This window comes from Clostridium sp. KNHs216 (assembly GCF_006714885.1).
Lineage (GTDB): Bacteria > Bacillota > Clostridia > Oscillospirales > Acutalibacteraceae > Caproiciproducens.
Genome location: NZ_VFMF01000001.1, coordinates 847703 through 864097 on the forward strand (window position 1 = coordinate 847703; position 16395 = coordinate 864097).

A 16395-nucleotide genomic window follows, 5' to 3' on the forward strand; every position below is an offset into this window, starting at 1 on the left:
CTGCTTTTTCTTTGCCTACATTATACCATTTTTGCCTTTCCTTTTGGTACTTTGTCAACACCTCGAATTTGGCCCGAAGTTATTTTTATGCAAATGCTTCCGGGTCGTCCACATCATCATAGTTGAGAATGTCCTCGCTCTCGTCTATGGCGGCGGCTTCCTCGTCGGGACTTACTTCATAAACGGTATACTGCTCATTGGGATTGAGCTTTTTTATGCGGCGGTTTACCAGCTTTGAAGCGTCAAAAGCGTTGCGCTTGTCGGCTTCGGCGATATACCTGTAATTGGGGTGCTGTTTTAAATCGTATTTGGGGGAAAGGAATGGACGCAGGCCGCGAAGCTGTAAAATACATTTATTGCCCGGCATAGTGGTCAATTCGTCCATTGTCATAAGCTCCTTGCCGAGCCGTTGCATATTCTGTCCGTAGCTTTCCGACTGGCCCCGCGTCCGGCTTTCTGTCTGCATGGAAATGGTTTCTTTCCCCAAAACCTCCGATAGCTCCTTGATGGTGGAATGTTCCCGCCCACCAAGAAAAATCACGCTGTCCATATTCCCCATAATGGTTTCAGCGTGGTCTTTATATAAGGCTTTGAGCTGGCTTTGCGCCTGTAAAAACAGGCATAAGGATATTTCGCGGGAGCGGATAACGGCAACCAATTTTTCCAGTTGCGGAACCTGTCCCGTATTGGCGGCTTCGTCCCATAATACCCTTACATGATGGGGGAGCCTGCCACCATACTTGCTGTCGGCCCGTTCGCATAAAAGGTTGAACATCTGCGAAAAAGCAAGGGCAACAATAAAGTTGTAGGTCGTATTGGTGTCGCTGATGATGAAAAAGGTGGCGGTTTTCTTATCGCCCATGCGGTCAAGCCTCATTTCATCATAGCTCATAATCTCCCGGAGCTGTCCAATATCAAATGGAGCAAGTCTGGCTCCGCAGGAAATTAGGATACTTTTTGAGGTTTTCCCGCTGGCGAGCTTGAATTTTTTATACTGGCGCACCGCAAAATGGTTGGGGTTGCGCTTTTCCAAGCCAAGGAACATATAGTCCACGGCGTTCTTAAAATTTTCATCATCTTCCCGTGTTTCCATGCTGTTCAGCATATCCACAAGAGTATTGATATGGCATTCTTCCTCCGGCCCCTCAAAGACGATATAACCGATTAAAGCGCAGTACAAAAGCGTTTCCGCTTTCGTCCAAAACGGATCGCCTTCTTTGCCGTCTCCTTTTGTATTTTCAATCAGAGCATTTACAAACTTCAAAATATCGCTTTCCGTCTTTAAGTAGGCCAACGGGTTATAGTGCATGGATTTTGAAAAATCTATGCTGTTGAATACCTTGATTTTGTAGCCCTGCTTTTTCAGAAAAGAACCGACCTGCTCTAAAATGCCGCCCTTTGGGTCAACCACCACATAGGACGAATGAGCCTGTAAAAGCTGTGGGGTCAGCCAAAACCTTGTTTTTCCCGAACCTGACGAACCGATAATACAGCAATTAAGGTTTCGGGCGTTGGCGGGATTTGCCGGGCGGGTGTTCATGGTAAGAAGCTCTGTGCCGGTCAGAATGACGTTGTTGCTGAATTTTGGGTCGATAAAGGGCTTGATGTCCTTTGCCGTTCCCCACCGGGCCGAGCCATATTCCACATCCCTCCGAAACTTTTTTGCGTTTTTTACCTTATACCATACCACCAGCCGGAGTATGACCACCCCGGCAAGGCCAATGAGCCAATCGGACAGCACAAAGCCCGGCGCAAATGAAGCAAACGCCGGGCTTATGGTTTTTATCATGCCAACCAGCTTATTTCCGAAGTCTGCACCTGCCGCAAGGCGGTAGGCTGTGCCGAGCTTTAGAAAGAACCACAGCACGAACAGATAGGGAACATTGGGAATCACATATTTACGGATTTTATCGTTCATTCCGCATCACCTCCCGTTTTCGTTCCTTTTGGTGCGGTTTGGTACGCTCCCTGTCGGCAAAGTTTTTCAGTTGTTTCAGAATAGAGGGGCGGCGGCTCTTGCCCCGGTTCAGCACCAGTTTTGTGTATTCGCCAAAACAGGCGGTAATTGCGTCTGCCTGCCCGGCTTTGAAGAATAACAAATATTTGTCCGGCGCGGTTTTGTGAAAAGCATAATCTACATTGTATTTCCGGGCCACACGGTCAAACAGCTTCGTATCCCCGGACAAATCAAGGCTGTTCGTAGAAACGCCGTGGTTCATCAGCTTTTTTACGCTCTGCCTGCCCTGTGGTGTCTGCCGTTTCTGATGGCTCTTTTGTATCTGCCGGAGTGCTGCCGCCAACGCCTTTGCCAGCGTCCGGCCCGTCAGCTTTGTGGCATTGACGGATAGGGCAACCGTCCGGCGTTCAATATCTTCCTGCATGAAATTCCTCCTTTCCTGCCAGATAGGACAATCGCACAGGCGGGAGGACTTCGGGCCAAGTTGGCCCGAAGTAGCCTACCTTTCCGCATTGGCAGGGTTGGGCCGTTCTACGGTGGGAGTGTCCTTTTGTGCCTGTGCGATTTTTTCATTGTGGGTGGCAAGGGCTTCCCGGATAGAAGGCTTTTTCTCTGCCGCCCGTTCTTCCAACCGTGCCAGCATATTCAAAGATTTTTCTACATGGCCTTTTATATTGGAAAAATGGAAACGCTCCGCACGGAATGGAGCGGATATGAGCACCGCCAGTTTACCGGTCTGTTTTACCTCCTGTACCGTGTCTCTGCCAAGCATGGTACGGCCCATATTTTTTAAGTGTCGCCCAGCCTGATGATATTCGGTGCTGATGGATTCGATTTTAGCGATAGTCTTGTCGTCATATGTGATATTTTTCGTTAGTGTGTCCTGTATGGTTTCTAAGATGGGGCGAACCTTGAAGAATCGAGCTACGTTATCCAGAGCAGAAATTCCGGTTTCCTTAAAAGCGACAACGGCGTTCCTGCAACCATCTATGACGCTTTGCTTCAACTCCGCTAGTTTATCTCGCAAGTCAAGTACCTGCCCTTGCATAACAATGACCGCCTTTTGCAAAGTGGTCTTGACGGGGTGGTTCTGTTCCTGCGCTGTTTTCAATTCCTGTCGCATAGCGGAAAGCTCTTTTACGGCGGCGTCAAGCTGTTTTTCCATTGCACTGACCTGATTTAGAACCGAAAGAAAATCCTTTGTGGACGGGGAAGTGTTTTCCCGCAATATCGCCAAAAGCTCCTTTACATGGTCATTTTCGATAATTGGTTGGGTAGTGGTTTTCGATTTTGCCATAGGCTTTTATCTCCTTTCTGACTTCGGAGCAAGTTGGCCCGAAGTCTGTTATCGTTCCGCATTGGCGGGGTGGGGGCGCTCATGGACGGCGGTGACGGTTTCGCCTATCATCTTCCCGTAGCTTTCCAGCGTTTTCTTGATGGATTTTTCCGGTTCGGGATAAGCGAAAATCCTGTATTCGTCCGGTATATCGCTCCGATCACTGTAATGCTCGGTGAAGCTGTCGCCTGTCCGTATCACATAGCCGCCCTCGGTAAAGCGCCCGTCCTCGTCCAAGTTCATGTCCCGCCCGTAGGCTTCGTAATCAATATAGTTTGCTAAATGCTCCGGGATTTCCAGCGTACACATTTCTTCGATATAGAAGCGCCCCAAATCTTCCTCATTCTCAATTCCGGCGTAAAACTCAAAACAATCAAGATTTTGCGTGAGGTTAATTAGGGCGGGTACACTGTTGTACTCCCCGAAGTCCACGGCGGCGGCAAACTTTTCGACTTCCCATTCAGGCATATCGTCCAGCAAGGCTGCCAAATAGTTCAACTCGTCAATGCTTTCATATTCGCCCAAACAGTCACGCAGGCCGGGAATGTCGGTTTCATAATTGGTAATGAAAATTTCCTCATACCGTATACCGTCCACATGGATTCGCTTCAAAAGAGCCTGCACTTCCTCGGTAGTGGCGGGAAGCTTCAAGGGCTCCCCGTCCAAATATCCTTCGTTATACCGTCCAAGATTAGTAACAAAGGCTTCAAGCATGGTCTTTTTCCTGTCCCTGCGTTTTCACGGTCAGAATCCCATCCAGAGTGGTTGCCGTGATGTTCAGCCGCCCGGCAACGGCAATGTCGTTCTTTACGTCCTCGTCAATATCGCTTCCGCATACGACAAGCACATGAGAGCGGCGCAGGAGATCCCGGCTCATATCAATGCTGCTTTTATGTTCCTCCGGGATTGCGTCATTGAGAAAAAGCGGAAGATACAGGGTCGGGCAAATCGGGGAAAACCCGGCTTCATAGACTGCCCGGCAATACTGTGCCGCCTGTTTGGTATTTGTATCGTGATTGCCGCACCATGCGGCGGTAATGTAAGCTAAAGGTCGTTTCATTATAAAAGCACCTCCGTTCTTGTTGCGCTGAATGTGTCAACCTATCCCCCCGCCCTTTCCACTCATGAAAAGGGGGCGGCTCAAAGGAATCTATATCCCCGTCGCTTGACTGCTTTAAAGCATAACCGGGAGAAATCCGTCAAGAGTGCGAAGCACCGCCTACGGCGGCAAGCTCTTGACCGATTTTCCCGGCTATGCTACCCAACTAGCGGCGACGGGGAATATATTCATATCCTTAGAGCTTTGGGGCGCGGGGCAAAACCCCGCAAACATCTACCTCGGGCCAACTTGACCCGAAGTGCCTATTTCTCCTGTTCGGCTTTCTTTTGGGGAGCCGAAACTTCTTTCAGCTTTGCCTTGTTTTCCTCAAGCAGCTTCATAATGGTATCCTTCATTTCGCGGGGTGTTTTCTCCTTGCCGAAATATTGGGAAAGTTCCTGACTTGAAATAATCACTTTGTCTGCCTCCTTTTTTTCTTCTAGCATAATTCCGTCAATTACATCGGGGTTTAACAGCTTCTTTTGGTCAAGGTCACGCATACGCTGTGCCTGTGACAGTGAGGGGGCTGATTGCTGACCCTCAATAGCGATAGCAATATACCGTTGACTTTTAGGTGTAATGAACGCAAGCTCCACGGCGGGAGTAAACGCGATTTTCTTTTCGTCCACCATTTTTATGAGGTCGGGAACCAGCTCATTGAGCTTGATATATCGCTGAACCTGCTTGACCGTCATTTTGTTGCGCTCGGCTACGACCTCGTTGGAGCGTTGTCCGTTGCCGGTTCGTGCGCCCTGCTTTTTAATGGCTTCCAACTGCATTTGCAGAGCTTTGGCTCGTTCGCTGGGCAGGATATTCTCACGCTGATTGGTGTTGTCCTCTACCATCTGCGTGATGGCCTGCTCGTCCGTCATGTTTCGGATAATACAAGGCATATCCGCAAATCCGGCTAATTCACTGGCTTTCTGGCGGCGGTGGCCTGATACGATTTCATAGCCGCCATCTTCGCGGGGGCGCACAATAGCCGGCTGGGTAACGCCCTTGTCCTTAACGCTTTCTACCATAGCCGCCATTTCTTCATCATTTCGGACTTGAAACGGGTGGTCTTTAAAAGCGAAAAGCTCGGAAAGACTAAGGTAAACAATCTGTTCCTGTTCGCCGGGCCGGGGTGCTTCCCTCGGTTCGAGCGGCTGTTCCGGGACAGGGGGCGGTGTTTCCTGCTGTGCCTGCTCCGTAACTTGCGGGGAAGCAGAAACCCCACCGCCAATTTCTGCGGCTTGTTTCGGTTTCTGCGGCTTCTCCGATTTTACAGCCTTTGGGGCTTTTTCCTGTTTGGCAGGGCGAGTAGGCTTTTTGTCCGCTTTTTCAGTTACTTTTTGTGAACGGGATTTGGGCTTGCTGTCAGCCATTTTCGGCTCGTTCTCCGTTCTCTTATCCGTGCTAATTTTTTCTGGTTCTGCCTTTTTTTCGGCAGGCACTGATTTTTTCGTTTCCTGTTTTTCAGGGGCGGTCTGTTCTGTTTCCTTTACCATCGCCTGTTTCCCGGAAACAATCTCATTGATTTTGTCAAAGGAAACTACCACATCACCGGGGGCGGGAATGTCAATGGGCGTAGGTTCTTTCGGCCTGTCCTTATCGGCTTCAAGCAGAACAGCTTCGTCCTCATGGGGAAGTGCCGCTGTTTCTTCGGCAGTCTTTTCCGAGGTAGGAGCTTCGCCGCCAATCTTCGGCATGGGAGCTGGCGTATTTTTTTCTTCTGCTGTTGCTTCCTGTGCCGGAGAGGTTTTTATTTCGTCCAGCCTGTTTGGCTCATTTTTTGCCATACGTTTTTCCTCCTTGTCTGTTTTATGGCATGAAAAAAGGGCCTGATTTTTAATCAAGCCCCACGGGATATTTGCAATCCCTCCTTTCCACTTCGGGCCAACATGTCCCGAAGTTCTGCTATCCAGATACAAAAATACCGCCTATCTTGTCCAATTAGGCGGTATCCTGTGTAATGTGATAGCTCATATTTTATTTTGGTATCTCCTTATTCCGCATGGAATAAGGTTTTTTGCAGTTTTCCTTAAATCACGGGGTCTGTAGAACCTGTGGGGCCTGTGGGACCCGTCGGACCAGTGTCTCCGGTCGGGCCTGTGGGACCTGTATCTCCCGTCGGACCTGTTGGACCTGTTGGGCCAGTCGGACCTGTAACGGTGCTTGCCGCACCCGTTGGGCCGGTGGGGCCGGTCGGACCTGTATCTCCCGTTGGGCCAGTCACAGTGCTTGCTGCACCCGTTGGACCTGTGGGGCCTGTGGGACCTGTATCTCCGGTCGGGCCGGTCGGACCTGTGTCGCCTGTTGGGCCGGTCACAGTGCTCGCCGCGCCTGTTGGGCCGGTGGGGCCGGTGGGACCCGTATCTCCCGTTGGGCCGGTAGGACCTGTATCTCCGGTCGGGCCGGTTACAGTGCTTGCCGCACCTGTTGGACCTGTCGGGCCTGTGGGACCCGTATCTCCCGTCGGGCCGGTAGGACCTGTATCTCCGGTCGGGCCGGTTACAGTGCTTGCCGCACCCGTCGGGCCTGTCGGGCCAGTGGGACCTGTATCACCTGTTGGGCCGCTTGGGCCGGTCACAGTGCTTGCCGCACCCGTTGGGCCGGTAGGGCCAGTCGGACCCGTACTTCCCGTTGGGCCGGTCGGACCCGTGTCACCAGTTGGGCCGGTCACAGTGCTTGCCGCACCTGTTGGACCTGTTGGACCTGTCGGGCCAGTCGGACCCGTACTTCCCGTTGGGCCGGTCGGACCTGTGTCACCAGTTGGGCCGGTAACGGTGCTTGCCGCACCTGTTGGACCTGTCGGGCCTGTCGGACCCGTACTTCCCGTTGGGCCGGTGGGACCGGTCACGGTACTTGCCGCACCCGTTGGGCCTGTCGGGCCGGTCGGGCCTGGATCTCCCGTTGGGCCGGTGGGGCCGGTCACGGTACTTGCCGCACCCGTTGGGCCGGTCGGGCCGGTCGGGCCTGCATTTCCCGTTGGGCCTGTCGGGCCGGTCACAGTGCTTGCCGCACCCGTCGGACCGGTCGGTCCGGTCGGGCCGGTCGGACCTGTATCTCCCGTTGGGCCGCCAGACGGACCAATAGGGCCTGTGGCGCCGGTTGGGCCGGTGGGACCGCTAAAGCCCATAGGGCCCATGGGTCCGGCAGGGCCCCGCGGGCCTCTCGGGCCGGTGGGACCCGGGCAGCCGCAACCGCACGGGTCTTTGCAACAGTTATCCAGGCATCCGTTATGATAAATTGTCATTTCTGGATTAAACCCGTCACCCGCATCATAAGGCGGGCATCTTCTGCTATTTGACATAATCAAAACTCCCATGTATCAAATTTGTTTACGAATTAGCATGAACAAACACTTTACGCTTTTTAATATAATATGTGGTGACCCGCGAAAAGTGCAGTATATGCCTGTGTAATGGGAACGGGTACACCCAGGAACCACATGGATTTTCAGAACATCCTTCCGGCCGGATGGCCGGAAGGACATTCCTTTCCACAGCGGAACGTTACTTCGTCTATTTGTTTTCTTTGGTCCCGGTGGCCCTTAATACAGCGGAATACGCCCCATTGGCACTAAGAGCAATGATGACCGCGTTAAACGGTATCAATGCGCCCGACGACCATGTCAGCGCGCCGGTAAAATACGTTGCCCCCAGTAATAAAATGATCGCAACGAAATAGGACACCCACTGGGTAGCAATGTTTTTAAAAAACGATGCGCTTTTCACGAACTGGGTAATTACCGCAGTCGCGGCGGCGCATCCTGCAAAGGTAGCCAGCGTTTCCCAGGTAAAAAAGTTATTCATACTCATTCCTCCTGTCGAAGGCCTTCTCAACAACCTGTGTGGTTTGTTGTCCAGGCCTCCAGTAAACACTTTATGACGGTGCGCTCCATCTTGTTCCAACGTTTTCTGACACGTTCCATGGCAGCAAAAAAAGAAGGCCGCCGATAAACGGCAGCCTTCTTTTACATAATTTGAAAGGAAATGAAATAGTTAACCGATGAACTGCTGGGTCCAATAATAACGGCCCTGTGCGTTCTGGGCAATGCCCACGCCAATTTGGGTAAAGGAAGCATTCAGGATGTTTGCTCTGTGTCCGGGGGAATCCATCCAGCCCTGCATAACCTGCTGCGGGGATGTCTGGCCCATGGCGATGTTTTCGCCGGCAGCTCTGTAGCTGATTCCATACTGCTTCATCATATCAAACGGAGAACCGTAGGTAGGAGACTGATGGTCAAAATAGTTCAGTTTTGCCATATCCTGCGACTTTAAGGTCGCGGTATTTGTCAAAGAGGAATTGACGGTAAGAGGCTTGAGTCCGTTTGCGGCTCTTTCCTGATTGACAAGCTGAACTACCTGATTCTGGAAGGAAGCGTAGCTTCCGCCCGTGGTGGCCGGTGTGCTGGAAGTGCTGCCCTGAGAGCTGGAACTCGGCTTGGAACTGGAGCTGGGTTTGGAGCTTGAGCTCGGTTTTGAACTGGAGCTCGGCTTAGAGCTTGTGTTCGTATTGGGGCAGGTGTATGTTTTTCCGCCAATCGTGATCTGATATTTGTTTCCGTTGGAGGAATTGGTCAGACAGTTGGAATTGACTGTGCAGGTGGTTCCTGCTTTGCAGTTGGAATTGTTGGTGCAGCCGTTTGCCGCGCTGCAGATCTGGTTGCTGGCACAGCTGTTGCCAACCTTGCAGTTGGTGGAATCGGTTCCCGCCACGGTTCCGCTGGAAGCGGAAGTTTTGGGACAAACGCTGGATGTACCGGATTTAACGATATCGGCAACAGTGTTGCCTGTTTCCTGTGTGTCCGCCGCCGGTGCTTCGCTGGTTACTTCCACGGCTTCCGCCTGAGAATCGACAGAAACGGTACTTGTGGTGGTGCTTTCGCTTGGTGCAGCCGCGGCATTGCCGCTGTTTACAATCGCGCCGGCCGTACCTGACATCAGCACACATGCAATTAACGCAAGTATTTTCGTTTTCATGTATTATCTCCTTTTCATGCTTCTCGATTTTGAATTGTTACAGGTTTGTAACTTTTCTTGCACTTATCGTAACACCGATGCATGAAGAAAACAATACTGAAAATTATGTAAACTAATGAAGATACTGGAAAAATTATGAATTTTAAAATTAATTGTTTAATCTTCTGATAATATCATACGCCTTGTCTTCATTCCTGACAAAGCCCTGAACCGTCGTATCGATCCCGCTGTAATCACTGAAGTCCACGAAGGCGCCGCTGAGCTTTTCCGCGAGTGTCGCGGGCATGTCCTTCCCGGCGGCCAGGGCATCCTTCGGAATTTCCTCCGTACGGGCGACGATAATCAGCTCGTCCGTGAAAAGCCCGTCGGCGTGCGCCTGATTGTAAACCTCGTCATAGGTCGCACCCGCGTCCACCTCCCCAGCCAGAACGGCGTTGACGACATTATTGTGGTTGCCCAAAAAGACGACCTTTTCAAAAATGGTATCGGGGTCCATATGGTTCTGCTTCATCATATCGCGGGCATACAGATACCCCGACGCGCTTTTTTCATCGACGTAGGCAAAGGTCTTTCCCTTTAAGTCATTGAGGGAATGCACCCTGCCGTTCTTGCGGGCCACAACGTACCCGTTGTAGGAGCAGCGTCCCTGGACCTTCGGCGTAACCAGCACATTCGCCCCGCATTTCTCATGCGCGTTGACATACGCAAACGGAGAAAACCAGCCGACGTCGATGATGCCCTTCTCCACGCTTTCACTGAGCGCGTCATAGCTTCTGACGATCAGGGTGCGGCATTTTAAGCCCACGCTGGCACATACCCGCTCAAGGATGGGCACGTAGGTTTTCCGGATACGGTCGGGCTCGACGAAGGGATTGACGCCGAAGATGATCTCGTCCTGCTTTTTGAAAGCCATGGCGTCCTGCTGCAGCATTTCCGCGGTTTCGCCGATCTTGTTGCAGAAGGAAAGAATGGTTTCGTTTTTCTTCTGCTGGACGTTAACCATTTCAATGGCGGAGCAGGAAACATCGTGGGTCTTTTGTACCGCCTCCGCGACATTTTCCACTGCCTTTTCAATTTCAGCCGCCGTATTCTTCTGCATCAGCGACTCCTGGGTAAGGCCGGAAATCGCGTTTTGGACGTCCTTCAGGATCGAGTTGATTTCCTGAATGATCTGGGAGGATTCCGTGACAATGCCGTCCACATTTTTCATCTTGTCGCCGATTTCGGTCATGGCCGTGTTGGAGGTCTGTATTTTATCGACAATATTCCTGACCACGCCCTCAATGACGGAGATCGCGTCGTCCGTCTGCACCGCCAGCCGCCGGATTTCCCCGGCGACAACGGAGAAGCCCCTGCCGGCCTCCCCCGCCCGCGCGGCTTCTATGGCGGCGTTCAGCGCCAGCAGATTGGTCTGGCTGGATATCTTTCTGATATAGTCCACAATTTCATTGATTTTCGCAGAGGATTCCTGAAGCTCCAGGTTGCTGTCGGAAGCGACCCTGATGACCGACGTAAGGTCGAGGATGAAACTGCCGATGCTCCGGATGGTCCGCTCATTTTTGTTCAGCATTTCAATGGAGGTTTTGGAATGATCCTCGATTTTTATGATCCCGGAATTCAGATTGGTACATGCTCCGGCAAGCTCATTGATGCTTGCATTGATTTCTTCCGAACTGGCCGCATTCTGTTCGCTGAGCTTTTCAATCTCATAAGAAATCTTTGCAACCTTTTCAAAGGTTTTCATGTTGTCCCCGGAAAGCCAGATCAGCTGCTGGGAGTCAAAGCCCATGGTTTCCGCGACTTGAAAAAGCCTTTCCCCCAGCTCGTCCTGCTCATGGTCCTTTTGCTTTACGGGGTGGGGTTCCCCGCCGGTTTTTCCAAACAGGGCGTCGGCGGCAGCCAGAATCAGGATGCTCCCGATCACGGAATAGAGAAAGCCGCCCACTCCGTGGAATTGGAACAAAAGTCCTGCCGCCTGAAGAATGAGGATCGCAATTGCAGAAATAAAGACAGACCGTTTCGATGTAAAATTCATTTTTCTACCGCCTCAGCAATCAAAAAATTCAGTTCAAAACTGATAAAATTTTACTTCTTTACTTTCATTCCATGTCTCTTTTATACACAATATTATTATATTTCAAATCTTATAATCTGTCAATGTTATCCATATTCCAGCAAAAATCTTCTTTTTTCAAATTTTCAGCCTGCAATCAGGACGGCGGCAGAGCCGGGATTCTTTCTGTGCGGGCAAAGCCCTATTTTATCGGCGGCGCCCCGGAGCGCTTGCAGCTTTCTCACACTTGCAGCGGCACCTCTCACCCCCCTGCCCCCTCCCGTTTTATGAAAGCTACCTATTTCATTCATGCGAAAAGCGGGAAAGATTAGGAGTGGCTTCGCTTCCTTTTGACATAGTTACTTTTATTTGATATAGTTAATCGCGGCAGGAAAGCGAGATTGGGGGAGAATAAAAATGAAATACGAATTAAAACTCGAAAAAGAAATTATGTGCCCTATTGAATATGGCCTTGACATTTTCGGCGGCAAATGGAAATCGAGGATTCTATGTGTGTTATCCGCAAACGATGTTTTGCGTTATAACGAAATAAAAAAGGAACTCGGTAATATTACTGACGCGGTGCTTGCCGCGACATTAAAGGAACTGATTGCGGATGAACTGATTGATCGCACTCAATACAATGAGATCCCGCCTAAGGTAGAATATTCTCTTACCTCAAAAGGAAAATCCGTACTCCCAATTCTTCAAAGTATTTGTCAGTGGTCGAGGAGCCATACATTAGAAGCCTTGGGCAAAAAATTACCCCCTTGCAGAACCTGCAACCAACTGTAATTTTGATACTAATAAATTTATTAGTTACTTATAAATTTCCTAATATATGTACTCTTTCAAGCTGCTCTGTTATACTGCGGTTATGGTTGACCCATTCGGAGCCAATAAGGTACAATAAAGAAACGGAGCGATGAAAGATGCCAAAATTAAATGACGCGGTCAAAAAGCTGCTTGAATCAGCGAAAACGTGGGTAATTGCTACCCAGGGCGAAACTCCCAACGCAGTGCCGATTCTCTTTAAGAAGGTCGTGGGAGACGATGAATTGGTGCTCTTCGACGTGTTTATGGACACGACGATCGCAAACATCAAGAAAAGCGGCGAGGCAGCCATCTCCGTCTATAATGACGAGACACTGGAAGGGTACCAGATAAAAGGTGACGCAGCCTATACTACTGACGCCACTCTGGTTGCCGCAGGCAACAGTATTACCTCCGGCTTTCAGCTGACCACCAAGGGCGCTGTCAGCCTCAAGATTCGAGAGGTCATCGTCTGTACGCCGGGCCCCGACATCGGCAAATCCATCTGACAAATCTCGCAAAAATGTAAATGAGAGGTCAAAATGCGCTGGCCTCTCATTTTTAAAAAGGAAATTTATGAAAATTCGATATACGGAAGAAAAAAATTTCACCAGGGATCAGGTGCAAGAACTATTTTTGTCTGTCGATTGGGTGTCCGGACAATATCCGGACCGGCTCCATAAAGCGCTCCGGAATTCATCCACTGTAATAACCGCTTGGAATGAAGACAGACTTGTCGGATTGGCAAGGGCATTGGACGACAGCGAATTGGTCGCTTATGTCCACTATGTTCTGGTGCATCCTGAATTTCAGGGGCACGGAATTGCCAAAGAACTGCTGAATCGGGTCAAAGACAAATACAAAAACTTTTTATATATTGAGCTTATGCCGGAAGAAAAGAAAAATGTTTCATTTTATAAAAAGTTGGGATTTCAGGTTATGCCTGAAGGAACAGCCATGCTGCTTGCGAATTATTCCCATAAAAATTGATATCGTTTTTTGTTACGGAAACATCATGCTGCCGTAACAAAAAAACCTTGTTCGGCGGCGGATACTGATACGCCTAGACAGGAAAAACAGCCTGACGGCGGCTTTGAAATAAAATCAAAGCTGCCGTTTTTCGTATTACAATAAAAGAACAGCGCCCCGAAACGGTTTGGAAAGCCGCTCAGAGCGCTGATATTCCGCTATTTTGAAAGCTTATCCATGACAGTCAGGATTTCGTCTATCTTTTCTTCGGCGTCTCCCTGTTCAAACGCCTCCTTGACACAGCAGCCAAGGTGCGCGTGGATAATTTCAATGTTGGCTTTTTTCAGGATCGCCTGCGTGGCCATCAGCTGGTTGGAGATGTCGATGCAGTAGCGGTCCTCTTCCACCATTTTCAAAAGTCCGTCAAGCTGTCCCCGTGCGGTTTTCAGCAGCCGGGTCACCTTTTCTTTGTCTGCTTTCATGGCAGCCCTCCGTGTAAAATTATTTGCCGAACAGGCCCTTCTTTTCCTCTACGGAAACTACCTCATAACCGGCTTCCTGCACGGCGTTCTTCAGCGCTTCGTCGGAAACCTCCGTTTTCAGTGAAACCGTGGCGTTGTTCTTTTTCAGGTCCACCTTTGCTTCCACGCCGCCAATGGCATTCAGCGCCTTTTCTACCCTGGCCTTGCAGTGTTCGCAGCTCATGCCGTTAATGGTAATGACTTTTTTCATTTCAGAAAGATCTCCTTCCGCTTCTATTTTGATTGGGTTTTCAATTTCGTTCTGTTTTTGTCCCGCAGATATTCTGCGCGGTTTAAACAGCTTTAGCCGCAGCGCGTTGGAAACAACGCACACGGAGCTCAGGCTCATAGCCGCCGCGCCGAACATCGGGTTCAGCTTCCAGCCCAGCAGGGAGAAAAACACGCCGGCCGCAAGCGGGATGCCGATGCTGTTGTAGAAGAACGCCCAGAACAGGTTTTCCTTGATGTTGCGGATGACGGCCTTGCTCAGCTGCACCGCAGTCACGGCGTCGAGCAAATCGCTTTTCATCAGCACAATGTCGGCCGATTCAATGGCGATATCCGTTCCCGCCCCGATGGCGATCCCGACGTCGGCTCTTGCGAGCGCGGGTGCGTCGTTGATGCCGTCGCCGACCATCGCGACCTTTTTGCCGCCGTCCTGAATCCTGCGGACCTCGCTTTCCTTGTCCTGCGGCATGACTTCCGCCACTACGCGGTCAATGTGAAGCTGGCGGCGGATCGCTTCTGCTGTTCTTTTATTATCGCCCGTCAGCATGACTACGTCAATACCCATTGCCTTAAATTCTTCGATTGCCTGACGGCTGGTCGGCTTCACAACGTCCGCCACCGCGATGACGCCCAGCAGATTCTGCCCCTGCGCAAAATACAGCGGCGTTTTTCCGTCCTCCGCCAGCGCGTCACAGGCGCTTTGCAGGGAGGAGATATCCACCTTTCTGTTTTCCATCATCGCACGGTTTCCGGCAAAATACTGTTTGCCGTCCAGCACCGCGGCAACGCCCTGGCCGGAAACGGAGTCAAACTGGTCGACCGCTTTGATTTCCAGCCCCAGTTCGGACGCCCTTTCCACAATGGCGTCCGCAAGCGGATGCTCCGAGGGTTTTTCCATGGAAGCCGCAATTGTGAGCAGTTCCCGCTCCGCAGCCAGACCTGTGGTCAGGATATCCGTCACCTTCGGCTTGCCCTCCGTGATGGTGCCGGTCTTATCCAGAACCACCGTATTCACGGTATGCGCCGTTTCCAAAGCCTCCGCGGATTTAATCAGGATGCCGTTGGAAGCGCCTTTGCCCGTACCGACCATAATGGCGACGGGTGTCGCCAGGCCCAGCGCGCACGGGCAGGAAATAACCAGCACCGCGATGCCGATGGAGAGGGCGAATTCAAACGACTGGCCGGCGATCAGCCACGCGGCCGCCGACACAATGGCAATACAGATCACGACCGGAACAAAGATGCCGCTGATTTTATCCGCAAGCTTTGCGATCGGCGCCTTGGAGGAGCTTGCTTCCTCCACCAGATCGATGATCTGCGCCAGCGTTGTGTCGTCGCCGACCTTCTGCGCCTCAAACTTGAAATATCCTGTTTTATTGATGGTTGCGGCAATGACCTTATCGCCGACATGCTTTTCCACAGGAATGCTCTCGCCGGTCAGCGCGGACTGGTCGATGGAGGAAGAGCCCTCCACGATGATTCCGTCCACCGGGATGCTCTGGCCCGGGCGGACCGGCAGGATATCGCCGACAACGACCTCTTCCACCGGAATTTCAACCTCAGCGCCGTCGCGGATCACCACTGCGGTTTTCGGCGCCAGATCCATCAGCTTGGTAATCGCTTCCGAGGTTTTGCCCTTTGATCTGGCCTCCAGGTATTTCCCGAGCGTAATCAGTGCCAGAATGGTTCCCGCCGATTCAAAATAAAGGTCCATCAGAAAATGATCCGCCGTCTCCATGTCGCCGTGTCCCAGCGCGTAGCCGATTTTGAAAATAGCGAAGATTCCATAAACGATCGCCGCCGTGGAACCGATGGCGATCAGGGAGTCCATGTTGGGCGCGCGTTTTGCCAGCGTTTTGAATCCGACCTGAAAATATTTGCGGTTGACATAGGCGATCGGCAAAAGCAGCAGGAACTGCGCAAACGCGAACACCACGCCGTTTTCCGGGCCGTGGAAGGCCGCTTTGATAAATTCCGGCACCGGCAGGCCGATCCATTCCTTCAGCATATGATGCATGGCAAGATACAAAAGAGGAATCAAAAATGTAAAAGAAACGATCAAACGCATTTTCATCGACTGCAGTTCTTTTTGGACCGGATTTTCCTGCGGCTGGCTTTTCGCGTTTGTATTTGCCTTACGGGAATATACGGAAGCGCCGTACCCCGCGTTTTCCACCGCCCGGATCACCTCAGCGTCATTGGCAACCGTATCGTCGTAGTCCACCGTCATGCTGTTTGAAAGCAGATTGACGTTGACGGAGCTGACTCCGTTCAGCTTCCGGACGCTTTTTTCCACATTGGCCGAGCACGCCGAACAGGTCATGCCCGTTACATTAAATTTTTTATTCATGCTTCACCTCACTCCACCCCTGGGGGGTGTATTATTACTATAAACATATTTTTAGTTTTTGTCAATAGGTAAAAAATAATTCTGCTCTGTTTCTTCCCTCTG

The 16395-nt window shown here is 51.1% G+C and carries 15 protein-coding genes; 3 read left to right on the forward strand and 12 right to left on the reverse strand.

Annotation, left to right across the window (positions count from 1 at the left end; all coding sequences use genetic code 11):
• Positions 1-85: 85 nt before the first annotated feature.
• From LY85_RS04180 to phnD, 10 genes are all read right to left on the reverse strand, one after another.
• Entirely contained in the window at positions 86-1918 is a 1833-nt protein-coding gene (locus tag LY85_RS04180; protein ID WP_141825580.1) for a VirD4-like conjugal transfer protein, CD1115 family, read from the reverse strand.
• Complete coding sequence (locus LY85_RS04185; RefSeq protein WP_141825581.1) at positions 1908-2381, reverse strand: PcfB family protein; 474 nt, start codon at positions 2379-2381, stop codon at positions 1908-1910. The genes LY85_RS04180 and LY85_RS04185 overlap by 11 nt, the downstream gene beginning before the upstream one ends.
• Positions 2382-2456: 75 nt before the next feature.
• Positions 2457-3254, reverse strand: a complete 798-nt coding sequence (locus tag LY85_RS04190) for a DUF6674 family protein (protein ID WP_141825582.1) — start codon at positions 3252-3254, stop codon at positions 2457-2459.
• 48 nt (positions 3255-3302) lie between these two features.
• Positions 3303-4007: an antirestriction protein ArdA gene (locus LY85_RS04195; RefSeq protein ID WP_141825583.1), complete on the reverse strand. Its 705-nt coding sequence runs from the start codon at positions 4005-4007 to the stop codon at positions 3303-3305.
• Positions 4000-4353, reverse strand: coding sequence for a hypothetical protein (locus tag LY85_RS04200; RefSeq protein ID WP_141825584.1), 354 nt, complete (start codon positions 4351-4353; stop codon positions 4000-4002). Before LY85_RS04200 ends, LY85_RS04195 begins: the two co-directional genes overlap by 8 nt.
• Positions 4354-4655: 302 nt before the next feature.
• Complete coding sequence (locus LY85_RS04205) at positions 4656-6173, reverse strand: ParB/RepB/Spo0J family partition protein (protein WP_141825585.1); 1518 nt, start codon at positions 6171-6173, stop codon at positions 4656-4658.
• A 242-nt stretch (positions 6174-6415) separates the two neighbouring features.
• Positions 6416-7687, reverse strand: a complete 1272-nt coding sequence (locus LY85_RS19760; protein ID WP_347562406.1) for a hypothetical protein — start codon at positions 7685-7687, stop codon at positions 6416-6418.
• Positions 7688-7898: 211 nt separating this feature from the next.
• Positions 7899-8189 (reverse strand): hypothetical protein, encoded by a 291-nt coding sequence (locus LY85_RS04215; protein WP_141825586.1) that lies wholly within the window; start codon positions 8187-8189, stop codon positions 7899-7901.
• 189 nt (positions 8190-8378) lie between these two features.
• Positions 8379-9359 carry a CAP domain-containing protein gene (locus LY85_RS04220; RefSeq protein WP_243122477.1) on the reverse strand — a complete coding sequence of 327 codons (981 nt, stop codon included), beginning with the start codon at positions 9357-9359 and terminating at the stop codon, positions 8379-8381.
• Positions 9360-9507: 148 nt separating this feature from the next.
• Complete coding sequence (gene phnD, locus LY85_RS04225; protein ID WP_141825587.1) at positions 9508-11394, reverse strand: phosphate/phosphite/phosphonate ABC transporter substrate-binding protein; 1887 nt, start codon at positions 11392-11394, stop codon at positions 9508-9510.
• 435 nt (positions 11395-11829) lie between these two features.
• Here phnD and LY85_RS04230 point away from each other — a divergent pair, with 435 nt between their 5' ends.
• The 3 genes from LY85_RS04230 (at position 11830) to LY85_RS04240 (ending at position 13215) form a co-directional block, all read left to right on the forward strand.
• A complete protein-coding gene (locus LY85_RS04230) occupies positions 11830-12207 on the forward strand; it encodes a helix-turn-helix domain-containing protein (protein ID WP_141825588.1) in 378 nt (125 codons plus the stop codon).
• A gap of 137 nt (positions 12208-12344) precedes the next feature.
• Positions 12345-12734, forward strand: coding sequence for a pyridoxamine 5'-phosphate oxidase family protein (locus LY85_RS04235; RefSeq protein ID WP_038324925.1), 390 nt, complete (start codon positions 12345-12347; stop codon positions 12732-12734).
• 67 nt (positions 12735-12801) lie between these two features.
• Positions 12802-13215, forward strand: a complete 414-nt coding sequence (locus LY85_RS04240; RefSeq protein WP_141825589.1) for a GNAT family N-acetyltransferase — start codon at positions 12802-12804, stop codon at positions 13213-13215.
• 197 nt (positions 13216-13412) lie between these two features.
• Here LY85_RS04240 and LY85_RS04245 read toward each other — a convergent pair whose 3' ends face one another.
• The gene (locus LY85_RS04245; RefSeq protein WP_141825590.1) at positions 13413-13676 is read right to left on the reverse strand and encodes a metal-sensing transcriptional repressor; all 264 of its coding nucleotides are present in this window, start codon (positions 13674-13676) and stop codon (positions 13413-13415) included.
• A gap of 19 nt (positions 13677-13695) precedes the next feature.
• Complete coding sequence (locus LY85_RS04250) at positions 13696-16293, reverse strand: heavy metal translocating P-type ATPase (protein WP_141825591.1); 2598 nt, start codon at positions 16291-16293, stop codon at positions 13696-13698.
• Positions 16294-16395: the final 102 nt, after the last annotated feature.

What these genes read in the sequence shown, in the direction of transcription:
- LY85_RS04180 (WP_141825580.1), bottom strand. Translation starts at nt 1,918, where the DNA reads ATGAACGATAAAATCCGTAAATATGTGATTCCCAATGTTCCCTATCTG.
- LY85_RS04185 (WP_141825581.1), bottom strand. Translation starts at nt 2,381, where the DNA reads ATGCAGGAAGATATTGAACGCCGGACGGTTGCCCTATCCGTCAATGCC.
- LY85_RS04190 (WP_141825582.1), bottom strand. Translation starts at nt 3,254, where the DNA reads ATGGCAAAATCGAAAACCACTACCCAACCAATTATCGAAAATGACCAT.
- LY85_RS04195 (WP_141825583.1), bottom strand. Translation starts at nt 4,007, where the DNA reads ATGCTTGAAGCCTTTGTTACTAATCTTGGACGGTATAACGAAGGATAT.
- LY85_RS04200 (WP_141825584.1), bottom strand. Translation starts at nt 4,353, where the DNA reads ATGAAACGACCTTTAGCTTACATTACCGCCGCATGGTGCGGCAATCAC.
- LY85_RS04205 (WP_141825585.1), bottom strand. Translation starts at nt 6,173, where the DNA reads ATGGCAAAAAATGAGCCAAACAGGCTGGACGAAATAAAAACCTCTCCG.
- LY85_RS19760 (WP_347562406.1), bottom strand. Translation starts at nt 7,687, where the DNA reads ATGTCAAATAGCAGAAGATGCCCGCCTTATGATGCGGGTGACGGGTTT.
- LY85_RS04215 (WP_141825586.1), bottom strand. Translation starts at nt 8,189, where the DNA reads ATGAATAACTTTTTTACCTGGGAAACGCTGGCTACCTTTGCAGGATGC.
- LY85_RS04220 (WP_243122477.1), bottom strand. Translation starts at nt 9,359, where the DNA reads ATGAAAACGAAAATACTTGCGTTAATTGCATGTGTGCTGATGTCAGGT.
- phnD (WP_141825587.1), bottom strand. Translation starts at nt 11,394, where the DNA reads ATGAATTTTACATCGAAACGGTCTGTCTTTATTTCTGCAATTGCGATC.
- LY85_RS04230 (WP_141825588.1), top strand. Translation starts at nt 11,830, where the DNA reads ATGAAATACGAATTAAAACTCGAAAAAGAAATTATGTGCCCTATTGAA.
- LY85_RS04235 (WP_038324925.1), top strand. Translation starts at nt 12,345, where the DNA reads ATGCCAAAATTAAATGACGCGGTCAAAAAGCTGCTTGAATCAGCGAAA.
- LY85_RS04240 (WP_141825589.1), top strand. Translation starts at nt 12,802, where the DNA reads ATGAAAATTCGATATACGGAAGAAAAAAATTTCACCAGGGATCAGGTG.
- LY85_RS04245 (WP_141825590.1), bottom strand. Translation starts at nt 13,676, where the DNA reads ATGAAAGCAGACAAAGAAAAGGTGACCCGGCTGCTGAAAACCGCACGG.
- LY85_RS04250 (WP_141825591.1), bottom strand. Translation starts at nt 16,293, where the DNA reads ATGAATAAAAAATTTAATGTAACGGGCATGACCTGTTCGGCGTGCTCG.